Annotated in this window: 1 protein-coding gene; it reads right to left on the reverse strand. The window is 51.6% G+C overall.

All coding sequences use genetic code 11. The annotated features are described in order from the left end of the window. Positions 1–102: 102 nt before the first annotated feature. Positions 103–1,515: a group II intron reverse transcriptase/maturase gene (gene ltrA, locus T538_RS0113725; RefSeq protein WP_031534604.1), complete on the reverse strand. Its 1,413-nt coding sequence runs from the start codon at positions 1,513–1,515 to the stop codon at positions 103–105. Positions 1,516–1,946: the final 431 nt, after the last annotated feature.

Below are 1,946 nucleotides of genomic sequence, written 5' to 3' on the forward strand. Positions count from 1 at the left end.
ATCGAGTAGGAGGTAAACACTAATCACAGGTGTTTATCTCCTGCTTTCATGTTTACCGACCTCTCACACCACCGTACGTGCCGTTCGGCATACGGCGGTTCCTTATTGTTGCACGCGGACTATTATACGATGATAGTCCGTCAGACTTGGCCAGCCTTGCTTTTGTAATAACTCCTTGCTGATAGCCTGATGCAAAATCGGGCTCTTTGCAATTCGCCAATACTTCTTGCTGCTGTTGCCCCATTCGTAGGCTTGCCATTCCGCTATGCCGCACTTGATGAGGTTTCTCACCTTAGTGCCGCATTTCTTCCAGGCCTTCCATATACACATGCGGTAACGTCGGCGTAGCCATTCATCTATCGATTTCAGTCGCGACTGCATGTCTGCCAACTGAAAGTACTCTATCCATCCGCGGATGATTTGGTGCATCTTCTCCTTGCGGCCTTGATAACCCATCCCATTGCTCCGCCCGGTAGCCTCTTTCAGTTTCTTGCGCAGTTTGTCGTACGTCTTGGAATGGACACTCAGTCGGCACTCCCCGCGCATAATATAAAAGGAATATCCGAGGTACTTCATGCCTATAATACTCCCCACTTCGGTCTTCTCGCGGTTCACCTTCAAATAGAGCTTCTTCTCGATGAAGGCCGTAATGGATTCGCTGACGCGTCGGGCGGCTCGTTTGCTCTTGCAGAAGATGATGCTGTCATCCGCATATCGGACGAAACGCAGTCCTCGCCTTTCGAGTTCCTTGTCGAGCTCATTCAACATGATATTGCCCAGCAACGGACTGAGGGGGCCTCCTTGCGGCGTGCCCTCATCCGTTGCCAGCAATACTCCGTGCACCATCACTCCGCTTCGGAGGTACCTGTGTATCAGCGATACTACGCGACCGTCTCTTATCGTTCGGCTCAGCACCTCTATCAGTTTGCTCTGGTTCACCGTGTCGAAGAAGCGCTCCAAGTCGATGCCCACGGCATACTTGTAGCCTTCGGTCACGTTCTTCCTCGCTTCGCGCAGTGCGTCGTGCGCTCCTCGTCGGGGGCGGAAACCGTAACTCGTGCGACTGAATTGCGGCTCGTAGATGCGCGAAAGGACTTGGCTGATGGCCTGTTGTACCATGCGGTCTATCACCGTAGGGATGCCTAACAGACGTTTCTTGCCGTTGTCTTTCGGGATTTCTACGCGCCTTACTGGATTGGGGACAAATGTCCCGTCCATGAGGGATTGCCTCAGGTCTTCGATATGGGACTGACACCAAGTGAATAAATCATTGACGTCCATCCCGTCGACGCCGCCTTTGCCCATGTTCCGAACTACTTGCTTGTAGGCTGTACGCAGGTTGGCGAAGTCGATTATCTGTTCCATGAGACCTTGTCCCTCAAAGTGCATTTCCACAAGTTCGCCTTCGATTATCTCCATGTAGGTCTGCACTCCCACATACCCTTCGGATGCCGTCCTATCTTTTTGTGGGCAGCCATGCGCATTCGCGGATGTATTCTGCATTCTTTCCTTCATCGAGTAATCTTTACTGTTAAACTTGTTTCAATAAGGTTCGGTCCTTCCCCGACTTTTTTTCCGGGTACTATGACCTCTGCTGACTTCTCACGGCAAGCGTTACTCCGCGGCTCCGAGTTTCATATGACTTGTCGGGTTGCCGCGTCCGTGAGACCTCCCCAGTTAAGAACATACTCTTTCCATCTTATCTCTGCATGATTTACCTTTGCAAGTTCCGGATAACTATTGGGCTTTGTCTTCTTGTGCAGACTCACCACACTTGCACCGGCCTTATATCATGTTCTTGTGCATCAGAGCAGATGTTTGACTCAGACTTCCTTCAGATTCCGCGTCGCCACGGACACCCTTGTCTTTGGCTGTAGCCTTCCCGTTATCAGGGCGGCTTGGGGACTTGCACCCGTTAGAGTATGCCCATGCTGGGCGAACACAAA

Origin of the sequence: Bacteroides sp. Ga6A2, assembly GCF_000702225.1 — a bacterium.
Lineage (GTDB): Bacteria > Bacteroidota > Bacteroidia > Bacteroidales > Bacteroidaceae > Ga6A1.

What these genes read in the sequence shown, in the direction of transcription:
- ltrA (WP_031534604.1), bottom strand. Translation starts at nt 1,515, where the DNA reads ATGAAGGAAAGAATGCAGAATACATCCGCGAATGCGCATGGCTGCCCA.